This is a genomic window from Mucilaginibacter flavidus, assembly GCF_024055575.1.
GTDB lineage: Bacteria > Bacteroidota > Bacteroidia > Sphingobacteriales > Sphingobacteriaceae > Mucilaginibacter > Mucilaginibacter flavidus.
The window spans coordinates 1-23764 of sequence record NZ_JAMXOE010000022.1 but is presented as its reverse complement, the minus strand read 5'-3'; the positions used below and the strand labels follow the sequence as shown (position 1 = coordinate 23764).

General features: G+C 41.6%; 20 protein-coding genes and 1 tRNA gene. 6 read left to right on the top strand and 15 right to left on the bottom strand.

Translation table 11 applies throughout. From position 1 onward, the window contains the following. Positions 1-34 precede the first annotated feature (34 nt). Entirely contained in the window at positions 35-1291 is a 1257-nt protein-coding gene (locus tag NAF19_RS23995; protein WP_252792892.1) for a glycosyltransferase, read from the top strand. A gap of 130 nt (positions 1292-1421) precedes the next feature. Here the strand turns inward: NAF19_RS23995 and thiL are convergent, their stop codons facing one another. Beyond that, the gene (gene thiL / locus NAF19_RS23990) at positions 1422-2468 is read right to left on the bottom strand and encodes a thiamine-phosphate kinase (RefSeq protein ID WP_252792891.1); all 1047 of its coding nucleotides are present in this window, start codon (positions 2466-2468) and stop codon (positions 1422-1424) included. Positions 2469-2811: 343 nt separating this feature from the next. Between thiL and NAF19_RS23985 the strand changes: the two genes are divergently transcribed. Further along, positions 2812-4428 carry a hypothetical protein gene (locus tag NAF19_RS23985; RefSeq protein ID WP_252792890.1) on the top strand — a complete coding sequence of 539 codons (1617 nt, stop codon included), beginning with the start codon at positions 2812-2814 and terminating at the stop codon, positions 4426-4428. 335 nt (positions 4429-4763) lie between these two features. Here NAF19_RS23985 and NAF19_RS23980 read toward each other — a convergent pair whose 3' ends face one another. Then, positions 4764-5324, bottom strand: coding sequence for a restriction endonuclease (locus tag NAF19_RS23980; protein WP_252792889.1), 561 nt, complete (start codon positions 5322-5324; stop codon positions 4764-4766). 287 nt (positions 5325-5611) lie between these two features. After that, complete coding sequence (gene nadA / locus NAF19_RS23975) at positions 5612-6604, bottom strand: quinolinate synthase NadA (protein ID WP_252792888.1); 993 nt, start codon at positions 6602-6604, stop codon at positions 5612-5614. Positions 6605-7012: 408 nt separating this feature from the next. Here nadA and nadB point away from each other — a divergent pair, with 408 nt between their 5' ends. From nadB to NAF19_RS23960, 3 genes are read left to right on the top strand one after another with little or no spacing between them, the layout of a single operon-like run. Then, positions 7013-8605 (top strand): L-aspartate oxidase, encoded by a 1593-nt coding sequence (nadB, locus tag NAF19_RS23970; protein ID WP_370362915.1) that lies wholly within the window; start codon positions 7013-7015, stop codon positions 8603-8605. Between the two features lie 40 nt (positions 8606-8645). Continuing rightward, positions 8646-9410: a hypothetical protein gene (locus NAF19_RS23965; RefSeq protein WP_252792886.1), complete on the top strand. Its 765-nt coding sequence runs from the start codon at positions 8646-8648 to the stop codon at positions 9408-9410. 33 nt (positions 9411-9443) lie between these two features. Continuing rightward, on the top strand, positions 9444-9947 hold the full coding sequence (locus NAF19_RS23960) for a hypothetical protein (protein ID WP_252792885.1): 504 nt from the start codon (positions 9444-9446) through the stop codon (positions 9945-9947). Between the two features lie 19 nt (positions 9948-9966). Here NAF19_RS23960 and NAF19_RS23955 read toward each other — a convergent pair. Both NAF19_RS23955 and NAF19_RS23950 read right to left on the bottom strand, forming a co-directional pair. Next, positions 9967-10039, bottom strand: a tRNA-Gly gene (locus NAF19_RS23955). Positions 10040-10098: 59 nt separating this feature from the next. Continuing rightward, a complete protein-coding gene (locus NAF19_RS23950) occupies positions 10099-10605 on the bottom strand; it encodes a hypothetical protein (protein ID WP_252792884.1) in 507 nt (168 codons plus the stop codon). A gap of 82 nt (positions 10606-10687) precedes the next feature. On the opposite strand from NAF19_RS23950, the gene NAF19_RS23945 reads away from it, so the two are divergent. Then, complete coding sequence (locus NAF19_RS23945; RefSeq protein ID WP_252792883.1) at positions 10688-11200, top strand: gamma carbonic anhydrase family protein; 513 nt, start codon at positions 10688-10690, stop codon at positions 11198-11200. Here the strand turns inward: NAF19_RS23945 and NAF19_RS23940 are convergent. From NAF19_RS23940 to NAF19_RS23895, 10 genes are all read right to left on the bottom strand, one after another. Continuing rightward, a complete protein-coding gene (locus tag NAF19_RS23940) occupies positions 11190-12833 on the bottom strand; it encodes an Ig-like domain-containing protein (RefSeq protein ID WP_256484446.1) in 1644 nt (547 codons plus the stop codon). The two genes, NAF19_RS23945 and NAF19_RS23940, sit on opposite strands and share 11 nt — an antisense overlap. A gap of 117 nt (positions 12834-12950) precedes the next feature. Next, positions 12951-14813: a tRNA uridine-5-carboxymethylaminomethyl(34) synthesis enzyme MnmG gene (gene mnmG, locus NAF19_RS23935; protein WP_252792881.1), complete on the bottom strand. Its 1863-nt coding sequence runs from the start codon at positions 14811-14813 to the stop codon at positions 12951-12953. 34 nt (positions 14814-14847) lie between these two features. Continuing rightward, complete coding sequence (locus NAF19_RS23930) at positions 14848-15105, bottom strand: CBU_0592 family membrane protein (protein ID WP_252792880.1); 258 nt, start codon at positions 15103-15105, stop codon at positions 14848-14850. Positions 15106-15107: 2 nt separating this feature from the next. Beyond that, positions 15108-16970: an ABC-F family ATP-binding cassette domain-containing protein gene (locus tag NAF19_RS23925; RefSeq protein ID WP_252792879.1), complete on the bottom strand. Its 1863-nt coding sequence runs from the start codon at positions 16968-16970 to the stop codon at positions 15108-15110. Next, entirely contained in the window at positions 16967-17623 is a 657-nt protein-coding gene (locus NAF19_RS23920) for a Rossmann-fold NAD(P)-binding domain-containing protein (protein WP_252792878.1), read from the bottom strand. Before NAF19_RS23920 ends, NAF19_RS23925 begins: the two co-directional genes overlap by 4 nt. A 367-nt stretch (positions 17624-17990) precedes the next feature. Then, positions 17991-18560, bottom strand: coding sequence for a crossover junction endodeoxyribonuclease RuvC (ruvC, locus tag NAF19_RS23915; protein WP_252792877.1), 570 nt, complete (start codon positions 18558-18560; stop codon positions 17991-17993). A 113-nt stretch (positions 18561-18673) separates the two neighbouring features. Then, a complete protein-coding gene (gene aat / locus NAF19_RS23910; RefSeq protein WP_252792876.1) occupies positions 18674-19312 on the bottom strand; it encodes a leucyl/phenylalanyl-tRNA--protein transferase in 639 nt (212 codons plus the stop codon). Then, complete coding sequence (locus tag NAF19_RS23905; RefSeq protein WP_252792875.1) at positions 19293-19739, bottom strand: hypothetical protein; 447 nt, start codon at positions 19737-19739, stop codon at positions 19293-19295. Before NAF19_RS23905 ends, aat begins: the two co-directional genes overlap by 20 nt. Positions 19740-19804: 65 nt before the next feature. Next, positions 19805-21739 (bottom strand): DUF3857 domain-containing transglutaminase family protein, encoded by a 1935-nt coding sequence (locus NAF19_RS23900; protein ID WP_252792874.1) that lies wholly within the window; start codon positions 21737-21739, stop codon positions 19805-19807. Between the two features lie 2 nt (positions 21740-21741). Further along, a complete protein-coding gene (locus tag NAF19_RS23895) occupies positions 21742-23673 on the bottom strand; it encodes a DUF3857 domain-containing protein (protein ID WP_252792873.1) in 1932 nt (643 codons plus the stop codon). Between the last annotated feature and the right edge of the window lie 91 nt (positions 23674-23764).

Sequence of the window (23764 nt, the reverse complement as noted above, 5' to 3'; positions counted from 1 at the left end):
TGAAATTCGATTTAATTCGTGCTAATTTGTGCTCATGAATATCGGCATTTTCACCTATGGCACGCGCGGCGATGTGCAGCCTTATATTGCTTTGGCTTTGGGCCTTATGGCCCGCGGTCACCAGGTTACCATTGCGGCCCCGGAAAACTTTAAAGATTTGGTTGATGGTTTTGGCGTTTCTTTTCATCCGCTATATGGCAATGCCGAAGAAATGATGAACCGGCCCGAGGGACAAAGCGTGTTGAAAGCCGAAAACACCATTAAGCTGATGAAGTATTTTTTTAAGGTACTTAGCAGCGCCAAAGTCCCGTTGCGGCAATCTTATATCGAGGGGTTTGCAAAAGTTGACTATATCATTGCGAACTCCGCCACTTTACAAATTACCAGCACACTAGCCGAAAAACAGGGCAAAAAAATTGCGTTAAGCTATTTTATGCCGCCGGTTGTTCCTACTGCCGAGTTCCCGATGGGCGATTTTGATTTTTTAAATTTCCCGTGGTATAATAAGTTAACCTATAAGCTGGCACATGCGGCTTACTGGATGTTTGTGAAAGAGGAAACAAACGAGTTCAGAAGGGAACTCGGCCTTTTCCCATTAAAAGAAAACCTTATCCATCACCTCACGCGATTAAAACCGCTTGATCTATATTGCCTTAGTCCCAGCCTTATACCGCAGCCAAAAGACTGGACCGGCGACTCCAAAATAACCGGGTTTTTAACCGTGCCTGACGTTCCACAGGAAAACAAGGATGATGCCGCGTTAAATGCCTGGCTGGCCGATGGCGGCAAACCAGTTTATATGGGTTTCGGCAGTAACGGCGTGGGTAATACCGAAAAGTTTGCTGCGATATTAAACGATGTGTTAACAAAAACCAACGAGCGCATTTTGTTTTGTACCGGGTGGTCGGTGTTTGATAATTTGCCGGTGCATAAAAATTTGTTTGTCACCAAATATGTAAATCACCATACGGTTTTACCGCAATGCAAAGCCGGCATATTTCATGGCGGAGCGGGTACACTGGCCGCCATGCTGCGCAATAACCTGCCGGTAATTATTATTTCGTTTTATACCGACCAGCCAACCTGGGGTAAAATAATTGAGCGGAAGGGCCTGGGGGTTCATCTCCCTGCTAAAAAACTTACTTCGGGCAAATTGATTGATGCGTTGGTTAAGATTGATAGTGATGAGATGAGGGGTAAAGTATTGGCCGTTGGCGAAAAGATCAGGAATGAGAATGGGTTGGAAAATGCGGTGAGGGAGATCGAGGGGTATTTTTTGTCTGAATCATGATTCACCTGATTAAAAGATGGAAGGATGCTATTGCGGCCAAACATCAAGGGCATCCTAAAATCAAATAAATCATGGTTCAGACAAACGACGAGGTAACCTCGCTTGCAATCACAAGGTTTTAACTCCCCCTTTAGGGGGCCGGGGGGAACGCATTCCATCCCTGCGCTTTTAACTCATGCACCGTTCCGCTTTTGGTAACTAAATTGCAGCCCGCTGATGGCTCGGTGATGTAGCCGATGATGGTGATGTCCATTTTAAACTTGATCTTGTCGTAGTCGGCTTGTTTTACGGTGAAGAGGAGTTCGTAGTCTTCGCCGCCACTCAGGGCGCACACCGTTGGGTCGAGGTTAAATTCGCGGGCGGTTTCGAAGGTCATTGGGTCCAGCGGGATTTTTTCTTCGTACAGGTTGCAGCCTTTGTTGCTTTGTTTGCAAATATGCAGCAGTTCCGAAGCCAAACCATCCGATATATCAATCATGGCAGTTGGCTTCACTTCTATTTCCTTCAATAAGTCGATGATGTCCCTCCGGGCCTCTGGCTTTAGCTGGCGTTCAACTATGTAATCTTTGCCTTCCAGGTCGGGTTGAATTTTGGGGTTCTCCAGGTAAATCAACTTTTCGCGTTCCAGCAGCTGCAGGCCGGTATAGGCAGCGCCCAGATCTCCGGATACACAAATCAAATCGCCCTCTTCGGCGCCGTTGCGGTAAACCACGTCCTTTTCATCCGCATAACCAATGGAGGTTACACTGATAACCAGCCCCTGCTTTGACGATGAGGTATCACCGCCTACCAAATCAACATTATATTTATCGCAGGCCAGGTAAATGCCGTCATATAATTCTTCCACGGCCTCCAGCGGAAACTTGCTGCTGATACCAATAGAAACCGTTACCTGCGATGCCGTGCCGTTCATGGCGTAAATATCGCTCAGGTTTACCTGTATAGCCTTGTAGCCAAGGTGTTTCAATGGCGTATATGCTAAATCGAAATGAATTCCTTCTAAAAGTAAATCAGTTGATATCAGCGTTTTCTTGCCATCAAAATCAAGCACGGCGGCATCATCGCCAACACCCTTGGTTGTGCTTTTTTGGCTGAGTTTTATATTTTTCGTCAAATAGTCTATCAGGCCAAATTCGCCTAACGCTTCAATATTTGTTCTTTCTTTATTATCAAACATATTTTATTTTTTGTGATTTCACCGATTATCTTTTGATTACACCGATTTCACTGATTTTTTTTTCTTAACCACGTTTTGTTGATTACCGCCGCCGTCAGACAGGCACCATGAAAATCCATTAATCCTACAAATCATGGTTCAGGCTGCAAAAATACGAAAGCAAAACGCATTTATGCCCATAACCCTATGTAAATCCAACGGCAGCTGATTATCTCTTGGGGTAACTGTTTTTTTTCTTAACGCGTTGTGTAAATTATCTTAATATTAAAATAATAATTAATAAACAATGTTTTCGCTTGCTATATTTACCTTTAAATAAATTATTTAACCAAATCTTTTATTTATGAAAATCATTTACAAATTTCTTCATCCCGCGTGTATTGCATTTGTAGCGGGTTTATTACTCGTTGGCTGTAATAAAAACCAAATTGCGCCTGTAAAAACAGCTGCTACTGAAAACATCGCCGGCACGAAACTTCACACCGATGCCGTTTCGTTAACCCAGGGTTTCGAGGTTGGTGCAACCAGCCCAAAAACAGCGTATGACGTTACTCCTACCGGGTCATCAAGTGGCGACAACGTAACACTTAGCGGAAATTTGTGGAACATGTTTGATGCGTTGATCGGTAACCTGGCCGGCGATTTAAAGGCCGGCTCATGGTCGGCACGTATTCGCAACACCGGTAAAATCACCATGCTGTTTGATGTTACTACCGGTATCAGCACGGTTACTATAAAACACGGAACGTACAGCAGCGATGGTGCCAGCACCTGGGGCCTGTGGTATTCTGTTAACGGTGGTAGTACCTGGACCCAGAGCGGCAGCAATATCACAACAACTACTATATTGCAAACTCAATCGTTCACCATTACCCAAACAGGTAATGTACGTTTGGAAATACGCAAGCTTACCGGCGGTACCAACCGTATCAATATCGACGATATCACTATTAACGATAACAGCGGTGGTGGCGGTACCGGCGGCGGTACAATTGTTACCGGCAAAAAATTCCTGTTTGATGCTACGAAATATGAAAATGCGGGCAGTGCCGATTGGCAGATTGATGCCGATGGCACTGAAAATGTTCCACTTTATACCGGCGGCACAACAGTCGAAACCAAGGCACAGCGCGTACCAACACCTTCTTATACCGGCATAACTTCAACTACTGCCGAAACTTATTGGAAAGGCGCACTCTCTTCGTGGGCCGTTGCGCTTGTTAAAGATGGCGAATTGGTTGAAACGCTGCCAAATGGTGGCGCCATAACTTACGGCAACTCAAGCAATGCACAGGATTTAAGCAACTACGATGTATTCGTGGTATGCGAGCCAAACCGTTTGTTCAGCGCTGCCGAAAAAACTGCCATTATGAATTTCATTGCTGCAGGCGGCGGCCTGATGATGGTTGCCGACCATACCGCGGCTACTACCGGTGGCACCGATGCCAATGGTTATAACCCAAGCGACAGGGACGGCGATGGTTTCGACTCGCCACGCGTTTGGAATGATTTGATGACCAACAACGGCATCAACAATACCCATCCTTTCGGCTTTAACATCGATTATATCGACATTAACGATCAGCCAAGCAGCAACGTTTACACCGGCACTAACGCCAGTGCGCAAAAAGTGTTGAACGGCGCAGCAGGTACAGCTTCAAAAATGGCTTTTTATGATGGTACTACGGCTACACTTTTCCCTGGCGACAATGCTAATGTGCAGGGCCTTTTCTGGCGCAGCAGCTTTACCAACGGCGGCACTACCGGCGTAATGGCGTTATTATCAACTTATGGCAGCGGTCGTGTTGTGTTTATCGGCGACAGCTCGGATGCTGATGACGGCACAGGCGATACCGGCGACAGCTTGTTTAACGGCTGGTCGGGCGATGCACCTTCAGGATTTACCTCGCACCCGGCATTTCATTTAAATGCTTCGTTGTGGCTGGCTAAAGCTATATAGTTTTTCTGATTTCACCGATTCAGGTGATTATAATGAATAAAAAACACCGGTTGTTGATGAGGCAGCCGGTGTTTTTTATTCACGATTTTTTTCACAGTGTTGAAAAAAATCGCGCAACCTTGGTCACTATATCCGCCGTAGGCGGGAAAAAATTTTTGAGTTTTTAAGGGGGGCTTTTTTTGCGTCATTGCGAGGAACGAAGCAATCTCTGCGCATGCAAATCAACGAAGCAATAATATTGTGTTAACCTTACAGCCGCTGACAGGTAACCATTAACCTAAGGGTTCATGAATGTCCTAAGTAGAGGTTGCTTCGTTCCTCGCAATGACGCGCGTCTAGAGACAATAAGCAACTAACGCAGATATCTTTCCATTTGCTATATAACTCATCCTATCCGCCGCATAAAACTCCCCAATAAACGTTTGCGGCGCCGGCGGGGCGTATACCGGGCGCTTGGGTTTTGCCAGCGTATTGGTTACCATTTCAAACCGGCTGGTTAGCAACCGCACCAGGGCTATTTTATGACGCAATGCATATTCAATTGCGCCCGACTGGAAACCTGAAGTTGAAAATAATATACCCTTATGCGCTCCTGTCGACCGCAGCTTATCGTTTAGTATTTGAATCTTTTCGCGACCTACCGGGCTGGTGTAATGTTTGCATTCTATCAGCACAACCATATTAACATTTAGCGCTGTATAGCTTGCCAGTATATCTGCCTGGTAAATACCATCACTCCCTGTTACCCGGGTATTGTGTGCTACCTTAAATCCGGGGAGGTTTTGGCCGAGTTCCGCAATATACTTATAGACTGTTTCTTCAAACTCTGTGGGCGTCATTTGCTCCACGTAGTCATCGCCGGCTATGCTGGTGCCGGTGAATGAATTATCGCTCATTTATCGGTTTTATTTTGTGTGATAGAAAAGTAGAAAAAATCGCGCAACCCGGACCATTATATCCGCCGCAGGCGGGAAAAATTTTTTTATTTTAGGGGTGCCTTTCTATTTCGTCATTGCGAGGAACGAAGCAATCTTTACTTAGGACATTTATGAACCCTTAGGTTAATGGTTACCTGTCAGCGGCTGTAAGGTCAACAGAATATTATTGCTTCGTTGATTTGCATGCGTAGAGGTTGCTTCGTTCCTCGCAATGACGCGCGGTGGGTGGTAGGTGGTGGGGTATTTTATAATCCCAGCCTTGCCGATATCTCCAGCATTCTTTCAATAGGTTTTACTGCTTTTTCAATAATATGCTGCGGTACGGTAACTTCAGGATAGCCGTTTTTTAAACATAAATAAAGTTTCTCAAGCGTATTGCGTTTCATATGCGGACAATCGTTACAGGCGCAATTGTTGTTTGGCGGCGCCGGAATAAACGTTTTATCCGGATTTTCCTTTTGCATCTGGTGTAAAATACCTGCCTCGGTTGCTACTATAAATTCTTTATCCGGGTGATTGGTTGCGTATTTTAATATGCCGGTTGTTGAACCTATGTAATCGGCCATCTGCAAAATAACTTCCTCGCATTCAGGATGGGCCAACAGCTTGGCACCAGGGTGACGCTCTTTCAATTTGGTTATTTTCTCTCTCGAAAATATCTCATGCACCATACAGGCGCCGTTCCACAAAACCAAATCACGTCCTGTTTTTTTGGCTACATAAGCCCCAAGGTTTTTATCAGGGCCGAAGATTATTTTCTGGTCTTTTGGCAGGCTTTCCACAATCCCTACAGCGTTGCTGCTGGTGCAAACTATGTCGCTCATGGCTTTCAGCTCGGCGGTGCAGTTTACGTAAGTTATTACCAAATGGTCGGGATATTGCTCCTTAAACTTTTTAAACAAATGCGGCGGACAGCTGTCGGCTAACGAGCAGCCGGCCTTTACGTCGGGTAGTAAAACTTTTTTTGATGGAGATAAAATCTTTGCTGTCTCGGCCATGAAGTGTACCCCTGCGAAAACGATAATATCGGCATCAGTTTTTGCGGCCTGTTGCGATAGCCCAAGGCTGTCGCCAATATAGTCAGCAATATCCTGTATATCGGGTTCCTGGTAGTAGTGGGCAAGGATAACAGCATTTTTTTCCTTTTTAAGTTTTTCAATTTCATCAAACAGGTCCAGTGAGGGGTCAATATCTTCCTCAACAAAACCTTTCACATTTATTTCTTCGAAGGTATCCATTTCAACAATTCAATTAATAACAACTAATTTTATATATAAATAAAACTATTATTTATTAGTGTGTTAGTTATGTTTAAAACTACTTTTAAAAGATGGCTAAAAAGTTTTTTTTAATAATTTATTAACATTAAATGTACTTTTTATTTCATCTATCCTTTTGATTTTTAGATTTCTATAATAAGCTAATTTTACTTTCAAAAGTTATTTGTTAATACTTTTTTACTTTTCAAAATGTTAGCTTTGGCGCTTATCGGGCTCATAAGTCAGTTAAAATTAATTGTAAAAGTGGCCAAAAATTGGAGTTTTCCACTAAGCAAATACTTATTAGGTTTTTGCTTACACAAAATTAACATCTTTTACCCGGCTTATTAACAACATAGATAATTTTACACATAGTACATATAAATGATGGCCAAATCTGTTGATTTCCTGGTGGTAGGTTCGGGTATTGCCGGTTTAAGTTTTGCCCTTAAGGCAGCTAAACACGGTAAAGTTCTGATAGTTACAAAGAGCAATGAAGACGAATCGAACACTAAGTATGCCCAGGGCGGTGTTGCGGTAGTTGTGGATAAAAAGGAAGATTCCTTCGAAAAACACATAGAAGATACCTTAATTGCCGGCGACGGCCTTTGTGATGTTGAAGCAGTGCGTGCCGTAGTTACTGAAGGCCCGGCAAGAATTAATGAAATTATTGACTACGGAACTAATTTCGACAAGACAAAAGAAGGTATCTACGACCTGGCAAAAGAAGGCGGTCACTCCGAGTTCCGCGTGTTGCATTATAAGGATATAACCGGGTACGAAATTGAGCGTTCTTTATTGGAACAAATTCACAATAACCCTAATATTGAGATACTTACCCATTATTTCGCGGTTGATTTAATTACGCAGCACCATTTAGGTGAGTTTGTTGATAAATCTTCTACCGATATAACCTGCTACGGTATTTATGCATTCAACAATGAAACAAAAAATGTTGAGAAAATACTCTCGAAAATTACGGTAATGGCATCAGGTGGAGCGGGGCATATTTACTCTATAACCACCAATCCTACCATTGCTACCGGTGATGGTGTTGCCATGGTTTACCGGGCAAAAGGAAAAGTAAGGAATATGGAATTTATCCAGTTTCACCCTACTGCTTTATATAATCCCGGTGAATATCCTTCTTTCCTTGTGTCTGAAGCTGTAAGGGGCATGGGTGGTGTTTTAAAACGCACTAATGGCGAAGAATTTATGCAGGAATATGATGAGCGTAGATCATTAGCGCCAAGGGATATTGTTGCAAGAGCTATAGATGCTGAGATAAAAAAATCGGGTGAGGATTTTGTTTATTTGGATATAACCCATCGCAGTAAAAAAGATATACTGGCGCATTTTCCTAATATTTACGCTAAATGTTTAGAGATAGGTATTGACATGACACGTGATATGATACCGGTTGCACCCGCCTGTCATTATATGTGCGGCGGTGTTATGGTTGATCATGTCGGCCGTTCATCCTTAATGCGTTTATATGCCTGTGGTGAATGTTCGTCAACTGGGTTGCATGGAGCTAATAGGTTGGCATCCAATTCATTATTAGAGGCTTTGGTATTTGCACACCGTATTTATAAAGATGCAGTTGAACAGATTAAAGATATAACCATTCCTGATAATATACCCGACTGGGATGAGAAGGGTGTACAGCTGTCGAATGAAGACATCCTGGTTACCCACAACGTACGCGAAATGCAAAAGCTGATGAATGATTACGTTGGGATTGTACGTTCTGATTTCAGGCTGGAAAGGGCGATGCGCAGGCTGGGCTTATTGCATGAGGAAACTGAGGACTTTTATAAAAAGACAAAGCTGTCTGTGAAGCTTTGCGAGTTAAGGAATTTGATACAGGTTTCGTACCTGGTAGTAAAATCTGCGATGATGCGGAAGGAAAGCCGTGGGTTACATTATACTACTGATTATGCTCCGCATGCGCAAGAAGTTCATGATACCGTTTGTTAAACTAAGATTTTTTGGATTTGTAGGATTATAAGATTCTGTAATGAGCTTATTTGATTTTTTGAAAAGGAAGGAAGTTCAAGTTAACAAACAGATTGTTACTTCTGTAATATGTATACCGAGCCATATTGAAGATAAAATAGAAATTTTTTCAGGGACCAACGGAGCGTTTATGGCAGTTGGCGATGTACTGATGGATGTAAAGAACAAAGTCCATTATGTATTTGAAATGGCTGAATACGATAATAGAATGAAGAATTCGTTTAAAGTCGCAGGTAAGGTAATACGTATTTCAAACGATACTATCGATGAGATAGATAAGCACAAGGCAGTTATATATATTTCAGGTGAAACAGGGAGTTTAGATGCAGCCAGAAGATTGGCATATGCCGCAACCTGGGTGTTAGATATTGGTGGGATTGGGATTAAAATTGAATCTGCGGGAAAGGCATTTGATAATGTGACCTGGAATAGACTGGCCGCGCAATTGGATGATGCTGCCATTTACGAAATGTTTGTAGTGGATTCACTGATGATGACGGACGGAACGACTTATTCATGCGGAATGCATAATATAGGGTTGAAAGATACCATCGTATCTGGTCTTGATTTTGTTACTGCCCAAAATGCGGTACGGATTTTTAATTACTATCAGGTTATTGACAAGCCAGTGATTAAAGCTAATCAAACTTTTCAAACAGATATAGATTCACCGTTTTATAGAATAACAGAAGAGGATAATCAGCCATATAAAGGGGATGAATTATTTGGAAACCCTTTCGGGATGTGGCGGCTCACTTTGGAATAATTTTGAAAGTTGTAATATTATAAGTTGTTTTTAATGAGCTTGTTTAATTTCTTTAAAAGAAGTAAGAAAGTAAAATTCGATATAAATAATAGTTCTTTAAATGAACTGCTTGGTTATGGAATATTGTTTGAAGACAATAATAAGTTCCTGGAATGGGGTACGCCTGTAAAAGAATCATCAAAGGATTTAGAGGTAAATGAAAAGTTATTTGCTGATAGGTCTGTTTATAACTGGGGCGAACATACTATTTTAAAAGGGCTTACTTTTCCATTAGCAACTACTTATTGGAAACATCGCGAGGATAGTGTTTATAAAATATTTAACTCAATAGTTTTTTCCGTAACCGGTAATGAAGAAGCAAAGGAAAGTTTAGAATTAATAAAGATCCATCTTGTAGAAATATTTGGTGAGCCTCAAAGTAAAGAGATAACGGATACCGAAATAATTTTGGAATGGATTGTAAATAATACCAGGCTATGTATTCATTATTTTGAGCAATATACTAATAAGCTGACGTTTGAGATAAACAGGCTGTAAGGTAATAGTAATATTAAAGAGCGGAAAACGGGATTCGAACCCGCGGCCTTCAGTTTGGGAAACTGATGCTCTACCAGCTGAGCTATTTCCGCGTATTGTTACCGGCAAATTTATAATAAAATTAACGTCTTTATAAATAAAAACGTTCCTGTCATTTAATATATATTTCGTCGCTTTTTAAGCGATGAACAGGAAACAAGGTAGCTATATTGATATACTTCATACCGGTTTCTTTTTCAGTTTCTACCTTTACTGATTTAACCATTTCCTTTTCAAAATAATATGTGCCTGGCATATTTGCTATTGCGCTGTCAATAAATAGAGGCAAACCGTTATTTTTTATATGATTTAATGTAAGTAATTGGTTAATTGATAGTAATTTAAGAGTTTTTTTTGTTTTAATAATGATTAAGCCGTTGATCGCTTTTTTACCATATTCTTTGGTGTTGGCACCGTCCTTAAAGACGTTTATTGATTCAATATTGTCAGGTTTTATTATAATTCCCGATGCTTCTAATGGGTCAGCTAATGGCAACTGTAAAATGTAAAGTGGCGCATTTTTAAAACGGGTAGTGTCTTTGTCTAATTGATGATTAGCCTGGCCGTAACAAAACACCAATCCAAACAAAAAGAAAATTGTTAACGATAACTTTATCATAGTTGGGAGGTTTATAAGTAAGTTTGGGTTTTATCGAATTTACTTAAATATTAGAATAACTCACTAATTCACTAATTAAAAGATGCCTGTAATCCTGCCGGTTAAAAATATAAGCCCCTCATGGGGAAATGACTGTTTTATTGCACCAAATGCCACTATTGTAGGCGATGTCGAGATTGGTGATAACTGCTCCATTTGGTTTAATGCTGTTATACGCGGGGATGTACATTATATTAAGATTGGAAATAATACCAATATACAGGATGGCGCCTGTATCCATTGCACCTATATGTATGCACCAACCCACATTGGTAACAATGTATCTATTGGTCACAACGCCCTGGTACATGGCTGCACGCTTAAAGATAACGTGCTGATTGGCATGGGCGCAATAGTGATGGATCACGCCATTGTTGAAGAATATGTAATTATTGCTGCTGGGTCGGTTGTCCTTGAGAAAACGATCTGTGAATCCGGTTTCCTTTATGCAGGAACACCGGCAAAAAAAATAAAACCTATAACTCCCGAGCAACGAACCTTGCTTGATGAGTTGCCCGGAAGATATATTATGTATTCCGGATGGTTTAAGGAGTAGTTGGTTCCCTGGGCACTGTTATAGGCGTAACCTGTTCCCAATTAGCCCGGAGGGTTATGGGAGTTTCGTCTATCCAAATATTTTCGGGCTGTTGTTTTAGCTTAACGGTGCCGCTATCCCATTTGCCGTTATTGTTAGCGTCATAAATCACTTTAACATTGTACTTTCCTGTTAAGTAGTTTTTATAAATCAATGACGCTGTTTTATGTATAACATCAGTTCGTAACAATTGCTTTTGTTCGTTGTATAGTTCAACTATGTAAGATTTGCCGGTATCCGGAACGGTAACTGCCAGGGTAAGCAAGCTGTAATTTTCCTGTTTATCTATAGTGAATTTTTTAATGGGGGGACGTTTATTTTTTTCGCCATAAATGTCAGTTATAGCGCTGTTTTCGATGGTGAGTGTATAATTGTCATTTTGCTTCCAGCGATATTTTACTACCAGGTTTCTCTGGTCTGAGGTATCTTTTTGTATGGTATAATTACTTGCTTCTGCAGAATCTTCTTTCAAACTAAAAAGGTTGCTATCAAAATTCTCAATAGGATAGTTTGATTTTATAATGAGGTCGGTTCCCGGTTTAAGATGATTATCGTTGGTAATATTATAACTGAAATAAATAGTACGGCTATATGATTCTTTTAAACGTTTCCGAAAGTAAACGGTATCGATGGGTTTATTTTTATCGAGTATGGCAACACTCAGGGAGTCGAACGCCAGGTTACGCATAAATAAACTAACGGTGTCGTGAGTGGGGGTAAAGTTTGCAATTTTGTACTTGTCAAAATCGGCAGGATATAGAATCTTTAAAGAAGGGTTATCCGGTCTGCGATTAAATGTCATTACCATACGGCTGTCGGCGTCACTTCTTCGCTCAACCCTGAATTTGGCTGGCGCTTGTTTAAATAGCTTTAATTCAATATTTGCGCTGTCACGTTCCAGGTGGATGGGTTTTTTACTGAAAGCTATGAGTTCATCGTCCTTATTATAAATTTTGTCCGGTGCTTGTTCTTTCAAAGCGTATATACGGTAATCGTCGGGGTGCAGGTTATTTAAAGAAAAATTACCGGCGCTGTCGGTAGTCGCGTAAATGCTTGGTTTCTTTTTGCCAAATAAAAGCGAGTCCTGTTTTAATGTAAAAAGCATCACCGTCGCGTCTTTTTCTTTCAGCCCGGTTGATGTATTAAATACGGTTCCCGAAACACTCAGTGAATCGATGTGTTCGCCGGTTGAAAAAACGTACGTAAAATTTTTTAAAACGTTCGACTCATTTACGTCGGCGATTGCCTTACCAAAATTTATAACGTAGGTCGTATTTTTTTCCAGCGTGTCTTTAAGGTTGATGATTATGCTCTTGTCTTTTATTTTGTACTCCGGTAGTTTAGCCGGGGTAGGGCTCATGGTAACTTCCGAGTAAGTATTTGTTAGTTTAAAATATTCGTCGAAATCGAGCTTGATGGTTTTGGCCGAAAAATGCCGGGTCATATTTTCCGGGGTTGCCTTCAATAATTTTGGCGGATCGTGGTCGCGGGGTCCACCCTGGGGTAATTGGCGGTTTGCACACCCAAAATTGAGTAAAATGGCACAAAAAACACAAAATAGTAACCCGGAAAAAGGCGGCTTTTTATTTAACATGGTTTTTAAACGCTATAATCGATTTTTTTATTTTGACGAGCTGTAATATTAAAAATTTAAAATAATTAATCTAACGAGAATTTTTTATAAACATCTAATTATCAATTAATTATAATACTATCTGGTGATGTGAACCATTAAAACCGATATGTCCGACGGTGTTACCCCCGAAATTCTGGATGCCTGCCCTAAAGTGCGTGGTTTTATTTTCATCAATTTTTCGCGGGCCTCTTTCGACAGGGAAACCAGGTGGTTGTAATCGAAGCCGGGGTTTATTTCCTTGTCTTCCATTTTCTTCATCTTGGCTACAATCTCCAGTTCCTTCTCAAAATAGCTTTCGTATTTAATTTTAATTTCTGCTTGTTCAATTGTTTCTTTATCGTAGACAGACAGCAACTCATTAAGTAATGTATCCGCCTTACGCAAATCTTCAAAACCAATTTGTGGGCGACTTATTAAATTAAACAGTTTTGTGTTTTGGGTAAGGGAACTGGTGTCAAGGCTTTCAAGCAAAGAATTAACGTCGGCCGGCGCTATTGATTTTGATCTGGTATAGGCAACAATTTCGTCGGAGTTTTTTATTTTGTTGTTTACTTTTTCAAGCCGTTCGTCATTTATCAAACCAAGCTCATGACCTATCGGGCTCAACCGAATATCAGCGTTGTCTTGCCTTAACAATAAACGATGCTCAGCCCGTGATGTGAACATGCGGTAGGGCTCTTCAGTTCCTTTGGTCACAAGGTCATCAATCAATACACCAATGTATGATTCGGAGCGTTTCATAATGAGTTCGTGCTTATCATGAATTTTTTGATGAGCATTTATACCAGCAATAAAGCCCTGGGATGCCGCTTCCTCATAGCCGGTTGTTCCATTAATTTGCCCGGCGAAATATAGGTTACTGATCAATTTCGTCTCAAGTGTTAAACCAAGCTGGGTAGGGGGAAAGTAGTCGTACTCTATAGCATACCCTGGCCTGAACATCTTTGCTTTTTCAAAACCGGGTATTTGTATTAGAGCTTTGTACTGTATGTCCTCGGGTAGTGAAGTGGAAAATCCGTTTACATAAATTTCGACGGTGTTCCAACCTTCAGGCTCAACAAAGATTTGATGGCGGTCACGTTCAGCAAAGCGGTTTATTTTATCTTCGATTGATGGGCAATACCTTGGGCCGAGACCCTTTATACGGCCTGTGAACATAGGCGACTTTTCGAAACCCTCTTTTAATGTTTCGTGTACGGCTGTGTTGGTATAGGTTATCCAGCAGCAGCGTTGTTCTTTTGGTTGTTCAACGTCGGTAAAAGAAAAACGGCCACGCTCTTCGTCTCCCCATTGTTCTTCCATCAAGCTATAGTTTAGGCTGCGACCATCAACACGGGGAGGGGTACCGGTCTTCATCCTGCCGGATTCGAAACCTAATTCAACCAATTGCTCAGTTAGACCGGTAGCTGCTTTCTCTGCAGTACGACCACCTCCAAACCTTTTCTCGCCTATATGTATTAATCCATTCAAGAATGTGCCATTGGTTAGTACTACAGCATCGGCTTCGATCTCAATACCTAGTGATGTTTTTACGCCGGAAATGGTGTTGTTTTTTACCAATAGAGAAGTAACCGTATCCTGCCAGAAGTCGACATTAGGTATGCGTTCTAAAGCCAGGCGCCATTCTTCCGCGAAGCGCATGCGGTCACTTTGTGCACGTGGACTCCACATGGCGGGGCCTTTTGAGCGGTTGAGCATGCGAAATTGCACGGACGTCTTATCCGTGATAACTCCGGAATAGCCACCCATAGCATCAATCTCGCGTACTATTTGCCCTTTTGCAACCCCGCCCATAGCGGGATTACAGCTCATTTGCGCTATAACCCCCATATTCATGGTGATTAATAGCACGGACGAGCCGAGGTTTGCCGCCGCTGCTGCTGCTTCGCAACCGGCGTGACCGGCGCCTACAACTATTACATTATACTTTTTAAACATTTTAATTATATGTTCCACGTGGAACATGCTTTAATTATTGATCTTTTTCGATCGATGTTCCACGTGGAACACCAAGCAATGATAATAGAGCAAATAATCCCCAAACTCCTTCAAGTAACACAAAGGGGTAAAACTTTATTAAATATGAAGAGAAACAACAAATTCCAGCCCCTATAAAGTTCATTAAACTATAAGTTTTACTCTGGGACGGTAGCTTTTTATATAAATTTAGTAAAAAGGCTACGAGTAATATTATTACACCAATAGAGGCCAATACATCCGAAGTTTTCATAGTTAAGCCTCTTTTAATTCTGTTAACTCAATCCAACGGAAGCTTTTTTCATCCAGTTGGCTATTTAGTGTTTGTATTTGCTGTAGTATTTCGTTTAATTTCGCCGGCTGTATACCTACCACATTAAGCGCATCATTCCGTTCTTTTAATTGTTTTTCAATTGATGCTATCTCGCTTTCGAGGTTATCCAGTTCTTTTTGCTCCTTGAAATTAAGTTTATTCTTTTTTACTTCTGCCTTGGGTGTTTCAATAACGGGGTTGCGCTTATTTTGTTGCTTGTTTTCTTCTAACTCCAGCCGGTATGACGAATAATTTCCGTTGTATATTTTTACATGGCCGCCTTCTTCCATTATAAAAAGCTGGTCGGTTAACTTATCGAGTAAGTACCTGTCGTGCGATACTATCATTAAAACACCGGTGTAGTTGGTTAAAAACTCTTCCAATACGTTCAGTGTATCAATATCAAGGTCGTTTGTTGGCTCATCCAGAATTAGGAAATTTGGATTTTTCATCAGTATACTCATCAGCTGCAATCGTTTTTTCTCGCCGCCGCTTAGTTTTGATATAAATCCATACTGTTTAGCCGGGGGAAAAAGGAACAATGTGAGTAGGGCAGAGGCCGATATTAACTTGCCGTCGGCCATAGTAATAAACTCAGCTACGTTTTTTACGATATCGATAACGCGCTCATCTTCTTTAAAAGTTATTCCCTGCTGATGAAAATATCCAATTACAGTAGTCTCACCTTTATCTATTATTCCTTTATCAGGTTCCAGGCCACCGGTTATTAAGTTTAGTAGCGTTGATTTACCGCTTCCGTTTTTACCAGCTAAGCCAATCCGGTCACCTTTTTTGAATATATAGCTGAAGTTGTTTATGAAAGTTTGGCCGCGGAATGCCTTATAGAGATGATTCATTTCCATAATTTTATTTCCCTGGCGTGCTGTTTTTACACTTAATTCAACTTTTTGTTTAGCTCCGCCGTTTTTGGTTTTCTCCTCCAAATCGTAAAATGCATCAATACGCGCTTTTGATTTGGTTCCACGGGCCTGCGGCTGACGGCGCATCCACTCCAGTTCTTTACGTAATAAATTACTGTTTTTTTGGAAAGATGCTTCGTCGGCGCTTTCGCGTTCGGCCTTTTTCTCTAAATAATAACCGTAGTTACCTACATAAGGGATTATCTTACCCTTATCTATCTCTAAAATTTCGTTACACACATTATCCAGGAAATACCTGTCGTGGGTAACCATCAGGATAGTTTTTGAGCCGTCGGTCAGTAATTTCTCAAGCCATTCAATGGTATCTATATCCAAATGGTTGGTTGGCTCATCCAAAATGTAGATGTCCGGATCTTCTATCAATAGTTTAGCAAGTGCTAAACGTTTCTTCTGACCACCAGATAGTGTATTGATTTTTTGATTTAGGTGATGAATATCCAGTCGGCCCAAAATGGTCTTAATTTTATATTCATATTCCCAGGCATCCACATTGCTCATCTCTTCCATCACATTGGCGATGGCCTTTTCATTGTCGGGGTCGTTTTCAAGCAATTCTTCATACTTGCGTATCATTTGCTGCTGAATATCGTCGGCATGGAAGATATAGTCGCTTATGGTCACTGCATCTTTAAACCATGGATCCTGTTCCAGATAGCCCAGATTTAAATCGCGCATTTGGGCAACTTTGCCCTCGGTTGGTTTTAAGCTGCCGGACAACAATTTTAAAAGCGTGGTTTTCCCCGCGCCATTAATGCCCACAAGGGCTACACGACGCCCGCGGTTAATGCCGATGGACACATTTCTGAAAAGCCAGTGGTCGTGAAAGGAGTGACCTAAATTTTCTGCTGATATATAATTACTCACGCTAGTTCTTTTATTTTATCTGAGGGGTAAATATGGACCCCCGGTTCGTTCTTTAATGATTGATTGAACATGGCTTTTGCCACTGTGGCAGCCGCTATACTTTTGTATTTTCTTAAGCCTCCAAACAACAGCGGATCAACTAACTTCATCACTATTGAAAAGAAACCTTCCATTGGCCGGCTCTCGTTCCGCTTACCCGCTAAAAATGATGGCCGGTAAATATGCAATCCGGGCAATCCGACGTTAATAATATCCCGCTCCGTTTCGCCCTTCATTTTAGTATAAAAATTCGACGAACCGGGGTCCGCGCCAATTGCCGACACTAAATGGTATTGGCTTATGTTATTAGCTAAACCTATCTGCGCCAATTGAAGCGGATAATCATGGTCAATTTTCCGATATTCAGTTAGGTCCGGCGTTTTCTTCCTGGTTGAACCAAGACAGCAAAACAGCGTATTGCCTGTTATTGCAGCCGAATAGTAATGCAACCTGTTAAAATCAACAACCAATTGTGTTAACTTCGGGTGTTTTAGCAGTAATTCCTTTCGTACCAAAATCAAAACCTCATCATAGCCAGGTGAAGAGAGCAAAATATTTAACAGCTCGCCGCCCACTAATCCGCCGGCACCCGCTACTATCGTCTTATTAACCATTTGGCACCCAATTTTTTGCAAAAATACGAATAATTAAACTGGACTATCTATCGGTATTTTAAACAGGACTGGCTGTTTTATAGGGGAATTGCTATGAAACACTATTTATGCGATCCTTTAAATTGTATATAAATAATTGATTTACAGAATATTATACAAAATCTATAGCCAACCAACTTTACTTGTTCTTCCGGAGATGCAGGTATCAAACAGATTTAATCAAATATAGCAAAACAAAATAAGCGATATGCTGACACTGTTTTGACAGCACTGCATATTCAATCAAGCCAGTCGGCATAACTGTTTTGTTCTAAAATAAGCTTAAATATTGCAGTTTAAACCGGTAGATTTAAGCTAAATATCAGATTCACACAATCCGCTTCTTATTGTCCTGCACAAAAGTATCCCAGCCGGAGTATGATTTTTTGCTGCCACCGCCTTTGCCCGTGGGTACGCGCTGGAATGAATGACAAACTGCTACAGCCAGTCCATCTGTAGCATCAAGAAAATCCGGAGTTTCGGTAAATTTGAGCAGGGTTTGCAGCATAGCGGCAACCTGCTCCTTTGTGGCGTTGCCATTGCCGGTGATGGATTGTTTTATCTTGCGGGGCGCATATTCGGTAATATCCAAATTGCGCGACAGGGCGGCGGCAATTGCCATGCCCTGTGCCCGGCCAAGCTTTAGCATCACCTGTATGTTTTTACCATAAAACGGGGCCTCAATGGCCAGGCAATCCGGGTTATAGTTATCAATAAGAGCGACGGTTTTTTCAAAAATGCGCTGCAGCTTCAGCATGTGGTCGTCAATTTTTTCCATCTTCACCACACCAAGGCTTATCAGTTCAATTTTAGTGCCTACCTCTTTTACCAGGCCGTAGCCCATTACCGCGGTGCCGGGGTCGATGCCTAGTATTATTCGTTCTTTTTTGGTCTCCATGCTTTAAGTTGGCAGTTTTGAGTTGGCAGTTTACAGTGAAAAAATATGTGCCTGCCAATAGCCCAACGGCAACTGCAAACTACGGCATTTTTTGGTGGGAATAAAACTGCATTTTATACCGAAGTACCTTCCAGTACCGTGGCATACTCCGCACGGCTTATCATCCTGGCCCCCATCGATTCCAAATGCGGGGTGTATACCTGGCAATCTATCAAATTATATTTTCCGCTTTTGCACAAATAAATCAGTGCTGCCTTTGAGGCGTTGCTTACTTTGCTGAACATGCTTTCGCCGCAAAAAACGTTGTTTACCTGTACCCCATATAAGCCGCCAACCAGTTCGCCCTTCTCCCATACTTCAACAGAGTGGGCATAGCCTTTTTTATTAAGGTCGATATATGCCGCCTGCATGTCTGCCGTTATCCACGTACCGTCCTGGCCTGGGCGCGGGGCTTTTGAGCAGGCTGCAATAACCGCTTCAAAAGCATTATTTATGGTGATACTAAACTTGCCCGATTTTAACACCCGCTGCATTGATTTTGACACCTTCAATTCATCCGGGTAAAGCACAAACCGTTCGTGCGGCGAAAACCACAGTATCGGTTCATCCTCGCTGTACCACGGGAAAATGCCATTTTGATAGGCCAACATCAGGCGTTCGGTTGATAAATCGCCGCCGATAGCCAGCAAGCCATCATCCTCGGCTAAAGCCGGGTTAGGAAACAGCAAACGTTCATCGAGCCTGAAAATCATCAGGCAAATTTACGCCTTGCGCTTTATTACCCGCTTTAATAATTGTGCTTAATTTTTTATGAGTAAAAAAATTCAATATCGTATAAACCAGGAATCCGATCGAGAAAAATATGCCGGTATCTAAAGATTGTGAGAAAATATATGTTATTAAAACAATTAAGACAGCAATACCTATGGCAATTAACGCCTTAAACAGGTTTTTGAGTCGATATAGAACCCTAAACAAGGTGATTTGCAAAACAATACCTATAAACAAAAGAAAACAGAACGCCAAAATAAATCCACCACCGGGAAGGAAATCAACCAGGCTTCTGTTTTGTTTAAAATAAAGATCTTCCACAAAACTTACAACGTCGCAAAGGAATAATACGCCTAATACTCCAACTACTGAGCAAGTTATACCCAACAATGCTTTTTTCTGATTCATCGGTTAGTTTTCTTCAAATCAAGCATCAATTTTGTTAAAAATTCCGGTAATCAACAGTATCAAATTTACGCTTTGCGCTTTATCACCAGTTTTTTATTTTGCGCTTTGGCTACAGCATCAAGGTATTGCTGCAGCTCGGTGTATTTTGCAGCAGGTATCACATGGTTCGTCAGCTTAAAATTTGCCTTGCTAATCACCTGGTTTTTTGCAGCGTCATAGGTGTAGTTTACCTCGTAAATGCCATACGTAAACTTAAGGCTTTGGTTTGCGGGCAGGGTCTCTACTTCGAAACCTGTGGGCAAATCAATGTTTGTAACGCACGACATTTGCATTGGTTTTTCAAAATAAAAATCCGATTTTCTTTTCTCCAATACCGGTACGGTAATGCCGCATAAATCAAATATTTTAGGCCGGTAAAACTGTTTGTCGCCGGCAGCTACATCACAAAATTTATCGTACTCCAGGATAAGGCTTACCTGTTTAGTCCAATTGTTGTCTGTCGATGGTTCAATTTCAAAGACGGAAGGCTGTTTCATGTTGAATGCCCGCTGAAAGAAACGCTTTTGGTCATCGGTCTTTATCGCCTCTACCGCTAAAAACTCATCCCTGAAGCCACCTGTGCCGCTAATTTTAACCTGGGCTTTTGCGCCACCGTCGGCATCCAATGCAATGTGTACCTCACCATTAAACTGGTTATCATCGGCGGTACTACGAGGGGTATTAACCAGTTTACCTCCATCTTCGGTAACTAACAGCGCATTTCGGTTTTCGGTAAAACTACCAAGCTTTCCAAATTGCTGCGTACTGCTGGTGCATTCCAGCCAGGTGGTATCGCCTTTAAATGGCACACAAACGATGATATGATTAGACATATCGAAGGGAAAGGAGGCGTTACATGGTTCTTCATTTGCCCCGGCCCTCACTTTGGCGTAATAAGCCGGTATATTTACTGCCCTCAGCATGGCGACCATATAGTTTGAGAGCGCCTTACAGTCGCCGTATTTTTTTTGGTCAACAAAATCGGCAGGGAAGGGCTTCAGTCCTCCAATGCCTAATTGTATCGATACATACCGCATGTTTTTTTGCAGGTAATTGTATAAAAACTTAGCCTTCTCTTTATCGGTTTGTATGCCGGCAGTCATGGTGCGAATTTCGTTTACCCGCTGCTGACTAAGTGTGGCTACATCATAGTTGAGGTTCCACTGCCATTGGCCATAATTTTGCCAGGTGCTTATATCGCCCGGTATGCTGTAATATTCAAATTTACCTGCTGCAAAATCTATCCGGGGGAGCACCCTCCACTGCGCAGAGCCTTCTTCAGGCTTTATAGCCCTTAAATTTGAAACTTCCCACAGATAGTTGTCTGTATTACCCACAGATGTTTTTTGTGGCTTAATATTGGTGTTTTTAGTCAAATACCGAAAGCCAGCATCGTTGCTTATGGCGATGTGGTAATATGAATTTTGTATCGACTGCTCTTCTCCCTGTATATGCCAGGTATCAAGGTCTATCATACTGCTTTCGTCAATTTCAAAAATCATTTCAACAGTTGTTGGGTAGCTGGCAACGGAATGGCCTACGGTCATCAAGCGATCGTCTGTTACTAACGCTGCGTCATCATATGCAGCGTGTTCATACATGTCACCTTTATGGTATTTTTTTAGCTGCTTCCCGGTGGCATCATAAATTATCATTTCAAATGAACTTACCGCTATGAATTTGCGGTTATAAGGTAAAGTTATTACCGCCTCATCATTAGCTTTTTCATTTAGTATGGTCACTATCGTATGTATTTTCTCAACAGCCTTACCGGGGCCTTTAACGGTGATATCATGCATGCTATAACGCAGTACCGAATTTGCATCCTCTTTCAACGAATCGGGTATACCTGCAGCGCTATATAAACCGGGGTCAATTTTCTTATCCTGGCTGTAGGTTTTGGCACACAAAAGCAACACCGCTGCCGGCAGTAAAAAGTATTTAAAATATTTGTTATACATGTTTATCCCTTTTTTAACACAATTTGTTCATTCAACATTTCGTACATTTTCTTAAAAAATTCCCGTAACTCGGGGTAGCTGGTTTTAAAATATGCAAACCTGCTAAAATCAGCCACGTACCGTATCATAATGGTGCCTTCTTCCTGCGCAACCACCCGTTTAAAAGTTATGCCTTTATCCGGCATCGCTATGGATAAGCTCTCGGGCAACACATCTATTTTATACCCGGCAGGTATTTTGTAAATACCACTTGTCGATAATTTATTGTAATAGCCAAAGTCGATGTCAGTGCTGCGGCGTTCACTTAAAAACGGATTGCTGTGCAGGCCGGTAAATAAGTTGGTATTGAAGTAGATGTAATTGCCATCACTACCGGAAAGATCCTCGGTAAAGGCAATGTTTTGCACCAGTGGTAAAGTATCCACTTCCATGTTTTCCAGCTTAAGCGAGGCGATTTTTAAGTTATTATCATTATTGGTTAAAAAGTCGCTATACTTTTTGTCGCCATCGGTCTTATATTTATTAATGGCGTTAATACGGTGATAGCTGTAACTGGTTATGTGGGCTGTACCGTTCATTTTGCCATCGGCTTTTATCTCGGCATTTACCGATACCATCTGTCGTATCGGCGCTAAGTTTTTAAGGCTAACCAGTTCAAACTTGTCATCATCGCGGCTAAAGTAAAACCCCTTGCCGTTCAGCACCTCATCCGGAATTTCGTTATAAAGGTTGTATTTATTGGTAGCGTCAAGCACATACATCCCGTTATCGGCAGGAATGTAGGCAACGGCCCTGTTAAATTGGGATGCACTTGTAAGCGTTGAGTTTATCTTCCCGTTTTCGCGGGTGCTTACCAGCATAGGATAAACCTTCACGCCGGCTTTCAACAGCAGGTGATACAAGATCAAATTAATCTCGGTCGAATTCCCGATCTTTTTATTCCACGCGTCTGATATACCGTCGCTGGTGTAGTTGGCATCATTGCCATCCCATTTCATGCTGTTTTTTACTTCACTAAAAATGTATGCTATTTTTTCATCCAGGTTCAAAATCTGCTTCGCTTTGTCAAGAATAATGTTTTCGCCTTTAAGGCCCTTATTAAACTGACCGCCAAAATGGTCGTATTCGTCCATCTCAAGCCCGAGTTTTTTCCAGGTATCTGAAATATTCATCGATACATCCTGGGTGCGAACTGCATAGAGCGTAAACGTTACCCTGTCGGCATTGTCTTTTAGCGATGTCATGTAAGGCTCTGTAACAAGTGAGGGGATATAAGCAATTGACATAATTCGCCCGGTGTTAACTGCGTATTGGTGGTGCACCTGGGGCACAACATTATAATACAAAGTTCCTATCCATGATGCCTCCAGCTCACTGTACCTGGTAGGTATCCGGGTTTGAAAGTCCCAATCCGGATAATCCACAACCGACTGGATTGTGCGGGTGTACTTAAATTCGACTACCGAACCAGGCCTGACATCGGGGAACGAAAACGTTAATGCAGTGCGGAACTTATCTATAGGCTGCCGGTAAATATTTACCTTATCAATTTTTTTAAATACAATATTCCCGTTCTCAAGGTTAATGGTCTCTGCTTCAAGGCTATTTATGTTTTCGGCATTGTTGCCGCCAAAAAAAACAATCCGAATATTGGCCTGGTCCTTACCTTTATCATTAAAAATCTTGATCCGCGTATGCCGTTCCATCAATATATGGTATGCCGGCGTAACCGATATTTTGCCTTTGTCAAAAAGCACCTCGGCATTGGCATCGGGTTCAAAATCACATACCTTGGCGGCTAGTTCGGCTTTATCAATCTTGCCGAAAGGCTGCGTCGGGTCAACAGTAGCAGTATCGGTTTGTCCCTCGGCATAAAACCCAATTACGCATATACAGCATATTAAAAAAAGGTAACTATATATCAGTTGGGACAAACAAAAATATGAAAAAAAGTTCTTTGAAGTTCAAAGTGTTTTGCGTAAATTTACTATACAGGACGAGGGGGGCAATGATTATAATAAAGTG